The sequence below is a fragment of the Niallia endozanthoxylica genome, assembly GCF_008710145.1.
GTDB lineage: Bacteria > Bacillota > Bacilli > Bacillales > Cytobacillaceae > Bacillus_BD > Bacillus_BD endozanthoxylica.
On sequence record NZ_VYKL01000012.1, the window covers coordinates 25069 to 31101 of the forward strand.

General features: G+C 35.0%; 5 protein-coding genes and 1 pseudogene. 5 read left to right on the top strand and 1 reads right to left on the bottom strand.

Annotated elements, in window-relative coordinates:
* Nucleotides 1-32 precede the first annotated feature (32 nt).
* The 3 genes and pseudogenes from F4V44_RS05445 (at nucleotide 33) to F4V44_RS27245 (ending at nucleotide 3324) form a co-directional block, all read left to right on the top strand.
* Nucleotides 33-1199: a sulfite reductase subunit alpha gene (locus tag F4V44_RS05445; protein ID WP_150438988.1), complete on the top strand. Its 1167-nt coding sequence runs from the start codon at nucleotides 33-35 to the stop codon at nucleotides 1197-1199.
* A gap of 1216 nt (nucleotides 1200-2415) precedes the next feature.
* Nucleotides 2416-2837 (top strand): annotated as a pseudogene (locus F4V44_RS05450) (VOC family protein).
* Between the two features lie 334 nt (nucleotides 2838-3171).
* A complete protein-coding gene (locus tag F4V44_RS27245; protein WP_191090581.1) occupies nucleotides 3172-3324 on the top strand; it encodes a hypothetical protein in 153 nt (50 codons plus the stop codon).
* 493 nt (nucleotides 3325-3817) lie between these two features.
* Here F4V44_RS27245 and F4V44_RS05455 read toward each other — a convergent pair whose 3' ends face one another.
* Complete coding sequence (locus F4V44_RS05455) at nucleotides 3818-4177, bottom strand: hypothetical protein (protein WP_150438989.1); 360 nt, start codon at nucleotides 4175-4177, stop codon at nucleotides 3818-3820.
* A gap of 577 nt (nucleotides 4178-4754) precedes the next feature.
* Between F4V44_RS05455 and F4V44_RS27785 the strand changes: the two genes are divergently transcribed.
* Nucleotides 4755-5327 carry a type IV secretory system conjugative DNA transfer family protein gene (locus F4V44_RS27785; protein WP_223881813.1) on the top strand — a complete coding sequence of 191 codons (573 nt, stop codon included), beginning with the start codon at nucleotides 4755-4757 and terminating at the stop codon, nucleotides 5325-5327.
* Nucleotides 5300-6033: TraM recognition domain-containing protein (locus F4V44_RS27790; protein ID WP_223881814.1), on the top strand; the 734-nt coding region annotated here is incomplete at its 3' end. The genes F4V44_RS27785 and F4V44_RS27790, both read left to right, overlap by 28 nt.

Consider the following 6033-nt stretch of genomic DNA (forward strand, 5'->3'; position numbering starts at 1 on the left):
CTAACTATATATAACCATTTGAGGTGAAGATTATGCAATTAACAATAAAAGCTGATAAAAAAATTCCATCAACATATTCGCGAACAACTCCCTTTCGGGCAAAAATTATAAAAAATGTAAATTTAAATGAAGTTGGCTCAAGTAAAGAAATAAGGCATATCGAGTTGTCGTTAGAAGGATCTGGCCTTTCTTATGTTCCTGGTGATGCTCTTGGCATACTCCCAAGTAATGATCCAGAATTAGTGTCTTCTATTCTAGAGGAGATGGAATGGGATCCAGAAACAGAGGTTACCATTAATAAGCAAGGTGATACGCTGTCATTAAAAGAAGCGCTAACAACGTATTTTGAAATTACATTATTGACAAAAAAAATTGTACAGCAAGCAGCTGCATTCACAGAAAATGAAGAGTTACAAAAGCTTGAATCCGTTGAAAATACAGAGCAGCTGAAAGAGTATTGCAATGGGCGCGATTTACTTGATCTGTTACATGAATTTGGCCCATGGAAAGCTACTGCCCAAGATATTATCTCTCTATTAAGAAAAATGACAGCGCGTCTTTATTCTATTTCAAGCAGCATAGCTGCCCATCCGAATGAAGTGCATTTAACAATCGGTGCTGTCCGCTATCATACTCACAGACGAGATCGAAAAGGTGTTTGTTCGGTTTTAGTGGCAGAACGTGTCGGGGAAGGAGATGCACTTTCAGTCTTTATTCAGCCAAATAAACACTTCCATCTACCAGAGTCGGGAGAAACAGATATTATCATGGTAGGTCCAGGAACAGGCATTGCCCCATTCCGTTCTTTTATTGAAGAACGTGCCGTAACAAAGGCAATAGGAAAATCATGGTTATTTTTTGGGGACCAGCATGCCGCATCAGATTTTCTTTATCAAAATGAGTTAGAACAATATCAGCAAGATGGGGTACTAACAAGATTGGAGACTGCGTTCTCTCGTGATACAGTGCAAAAAGTATATGTACAACACAAAATGCTTGAAAACAGCAAAGAATTGTTTCAATGGTTAGAAAGAGGAGCGTACTTTTACGTTTGTGGAGATAAGCAATATATGGCAAAGGATGTCCATAACACGCTTATCGACATTATTGAAAAAGAAGGAGCCCTGTCTCGTGAAGCAGCCGAAACGCATCTAAATGATATGCAAAAGAAAGGGCGTTACCAACGTGATGTTTATTAATATGTATAGATGTTAGTTTACCAAAAAGAGTGATTGTCTTCCAATATAAGTAAACATTAGGGCCACTCTTTTTTGACAATCTATTCTATGTTTTATTTCACATGGAATAATAACAATACTCATTTTAAGTTAACGGGTAACACTAAATATAAGTTTAGCGAGTTTATCACTTGTTGTTACTAATTAAAATAAAATCATGGTAATCTTTTGATGTATGAGTTGATCCAGCACATCATAATATTCTAGTAGATTTACGACATTAATAACACGCGGAAATCGTTTCGGTATGCTATATGCTGCTCCGTTTTTACCATATAGGGTAACTTTATACCAAGAACGGGGTTATTCATGTTTAAAAAAGTTAAATATCTATATTGTTAATTTATACAAAGTGTAGCCCTTAATGAAAAAGCAGTTTGACAGTTCTTTTGTTAAAACTGCTTTTTTTATTTGAAATTAACAAAAGGGTTTATGACAATTTATTGAATGATTTTCTAGAGGAATTATTACAGTTTTAATTAAATTGTATTAAAGAGAACAATTCGATTTTGCCCTACTGGTAGAGAGTTTAAGTGTAAGCTTGTATTTCAAACAAAGCATATAAATAGATCTGTACCTCCGGTACTATAAACCTATCAATATTTATAGAGTGTTTTTGGCATTCAAATGGGTTCTTTCCAGTGTTAGTTGAATCGAAATACGGATCTGATAGATTTCTTTGAGCATGAATTACTTGGCTCCATGGCAGACAAATATCAGCAAAGAAAAAGTTAAACGAATCGGATGATATTTACCTTATTTTAGGGAAGATCTATGAGAATCCGAAAGTTTAGTAGAAATACATGTGGTTTTTCAAGATGGAGTGTATAAAGAATATTTCTGCTACTTGTCCCTGTATATATTTCATTTTCCTGATGATACCTCTTCAATAGATACCATTGCGTGCTTTACCAAACCATTTATGGGGAACTGTATCATAAATGGTTTGGTAAAGCTATTTGGTATTAAGTTTTAATATTCATTCTTATAAATAACGTTACCATCAAAAAGAATGTAAGTGTAAGGAAAAAAATTATTAGCATTCAATTGTGTTTTCGTTTACGAACTTACGTTCTATATTATAGAATATGTTTATGGTAATAATTGTTGGTAGTTACTGCCGCTTGGAAATTACTTACGCATTGTAAAAACATTAGAACTAAGGAGCTGTTCAATGATGTCAATTAGTTTGAACCCGTATTTGATATTTGATGGTAACACGAGAGAAGCAGTCCATTTTTACGAGAAAGCGCTTGGCGGGAAAGTAATGGGTATATGACGTTCGGAGATATGCCGGCGGACCCTAATTATCCGTTGCCGGATAACATGAAGGGTCGCGTTATGCATGCACACTTGAAAGTCGGAGAAGCAGATCCCATGTTTAGTGATACCTACGAAGGCATGCCTTATCAGCCAGGCAATTCAATTCAAATGGCCATCCATCCCAAAGACGAGGCTAGAGCTAGAGAAATCTTCGCTGCTTTGGAAGATGGCGGACAAGTCATTATGCCCCTTCAGAAAACGGATTGGAGCCCCTTGTATGGGCAAGTAAAGGATAAGTTTGGCGTTACTTTCCAAGTGAACGTCCTAGGAGAGTAATCGCAGTATTAGGGCAGGAGGCTTACTCAGTTGCAAATATAATGTTTGTGTTGCTAATGAGTAAATCAGAAGAGGCTAAGCTTCTGCAATAAAAGGGAGACACAACAGAATGAAGTGGTTAAAGTTGATTCTTGAATTTGGGAATCGGCTTTTTTTATGTCTTTAAAAGACTATAACCGTCTTATACGGGTCATAACTTAAGCGTTGTGGAATGTTTTCTTCTTTAACTAACAGTCAGAATAGTTAAAGAACTCTGACTAGTTTACTTTAATGCATAAAAGCGTTAAACTGATTAATATGGTTGGGTAAAGGGACTGGAGGAGGGATAAATACATTGAAAGGGCAAAAGGTCGTCTATAATAATGAAAATTATATCGTTTTACATGATTACGGAAACGGACAAATTGAAATACAAAAGGAAAATTCAAGATTTTTTGGCGATGCTAAGTTAGTAAAAAAAGAAGAGGTACTTATTATAAATAACTAATGGAACTAAAGTGGGCTTTAGCAATAACAAAAATGAGGTATCCATCTCATACGAGGTGGTCTTTTTTTTCTTTAGTTAGTGTCATAACTTATGAGTTATGGAATGTTTTCTTGTTCAACTAACTGGCAGAATAGTTCAATAAGGATAAGGGTTATTTATGAAAAATGTGTATGTAAATAGTCATTCCGCCAATAAAGAGACTACACACAAAGAGTAGAGTCATCACTATATCTTCTTTGTTCATTTTGATCACCATTGGTTGTTTAATTATCTTCTTTTTTCAGGTCTTTCCAAATAGAACGGCACATTAAAATAGCCACTGTTAGCATTATCATCATACCGAAAAAAGGAAAGAAAAGAGTATTAACGAAATACTCGTAGAACCATGTAAACATGATAAATGACCTCCAGTTTTTTAGTATGCCTTTTGAACTGAAATCGACTTTTCTTATGTCTTGAAAAAAACTATAACAGCCCTATCTAGTGTCATAACCTAATGGTATTTTATAGATAGACACCTTTCTCCCTCTTTGTCCCCTATTTTTAATATTAACCTTTGATTATCAAATATAATTCTAGCTTCGGCTTTATAGCCATTGAAAAATTCGAGGAGAAATTTTTGATCATCAATTTTTTTGTATGTACCTTCGATCATCTTTTTGCCTTCTACTGTAAGTTGAAAAGTGCTTTCCTTTGTAAAAGTTATTCTGTCACCGCAACCAGTTTGCCCCTTTAAGGGCTTCCAATCCCCGATAATAAGACTTTGACCGCTATAGGCGGATAAAAGTACCGATATTCCAATTATGAAAGAAATCCCTATTTTTCTCAATTGATCACCTTCATTTAAAAACATTAATGCACATCAATATTATATTAACATCCTCTTGATATTTAAACATTTAAATATTTAAAATAAAATTAACTTTTACTAAAAAGCAAATGATATGAACGGGTGCGTTACTTAAGTAAGACTTTTCAAGGTCGATTCTCCAATTTGGAAATCGACTTTTTTTATGTCTTGAAAAAACTATAACAGTTCTATTCGGTTTCATAACTTAAAGGTATCGACACCGAAACATGAGAGCAGCAATATTAGCAGTGCACGTAGTATCAAATCTTATTTTCTTAAGTGTAAGAGTGTTAATCTTTTTAAAGAATTAATTACTGACTTAGGTTTGTTCTTTTAGTGCTTTTTTAGAGTTATGGATATAGGATATGACTGTTTTAAGGAAATAACTGGAATAATAAAATTGCTTTTTTATAAAAATGAAAAGTAAATGAAACAGACGTTTTATATAATAATGATGGGTGACAATAACTAAAATATACTGAAGAATTAAATTTTTAATAAAATTTAGAAAATATATTAATTTCCTATTTTCTAAATTGATTTGTAAGTAATATAAAAAATTTAAAAGTGAAGGGTGTGAATGGCTGCAGATGATGTCATTTGGGGAGGTGATGATCCCTTTACACATATGCTAGCAATAGGACCGACCCGTTGCGGAAAAACAGCTACAGTCTTGAAGCCGATGATCTATCAATTGCTGATACAAAAAAAACGTGGGAAAAAACTTGGTTTATCAGTGATAGAACCCAAAGGTGATCTTGCACGAGACGTGAAGGAATATTGCGATGAAATGGGTGTTCCCTATACTTATATCGATCCGGAAAGCACAGATACACAACGATTTAATGTTATGGAAGGTGATATAGACGATGTAGCGGAAGCTACTGTAGCGGTATTGCAAAGCCTCTTTGGGAAACAAGAAGCCTTTTTTCAGACCGTTCAGGAGCTATCAGCTCGTAATATTACTAAACTGTTAAAAGAGCTTCAAGGCGATGATATGGATTTGCTTGATATATTAGAAGCCCTGCGTGACCAAAAGTTGTTGGAAGAGAAAGTAAAGCAGTTGAAACAGGAACAAGGTCAAACGGATTTAGTTATTTTTTTGAACATGAATTGCTTGGTTCCATGGCTGATAAATATCAACAATTTGTAATTGGTTTAAGGGCTCAACTGGAGAATATAACTGGAAATCAGAGGTTAAGACACATTATAACCGGAAAAAGTGACATCAATATCGATAAGCACTTTGAAGAAGGTGGCGTGTTAATTGTTAATACTTCTCTAGGTAAGTTAAAAAAAGCCGGTGACGCTTTTGGACAGTTTATCATTATGCACTTGCAGTCCGGTACATTCAGACGTAAAGGTTCAGAACGGACAAGGACACCTCATTTTTTGATTGCTGATGAGTACAGCAGATACATAAACCCGGATGTTGAAATGTTTCTTTCAATCGCAGCCAGTTATAGAGTAGCTGGTATATTTGCTACACAGTCTTTAGGTCAGTTGGAAGTTGAATCGGGCAAAATAAATAGTAGAGCTATGAAACAAGCGATTATGACCTCTTGTCGGAACAAGATTGCTTTTGGAGGCTTGTCCGCAAAAGACGCACAAGAGTTTTCTGAGGAGTTTGGAAAGGACCAAATTATTATACGTCAATCAACATATAAAAATAGAATTCTCTTTCCACGTTTATTCCCAGACAGTTATAGGGATACAGAGTCAGAAGAATATCGTTTTCATTATACGTACCTACAAGACCAGATGGCACGCTTTCACTATATCGCTAGACTAATGAAGGATGGGACTCCACAGAAGCCGATAGAAGCTGTCGGGAGTTTCGTACCAAGAGATTGGAAGGA

Excerpts from the sequence above, each read along its gene's own strand:
- F4V44_RS27785 (WP_223881813.1), top strand. The coding sequence starts at position 4,755 with ATGGCTGCAGATGATGTCATTTGGGGAGGTGATGATCCCTTTACACAT.
- F4V44_RS05455 (WP_150438989.1), bottom strand. The coding sequence starts at position 4,177 with ATGTTTTTAAATGAAGGTGATCAATTGAGAAAAATAGGGATTTCTTTC.
- F4V44_RS05445 (WP_150438988.1), top strand. The coding sequence starts at position 33 with ATGCAATTAACAATAAAAGCTGATAAAAAAATTCCATCAACATATTCG.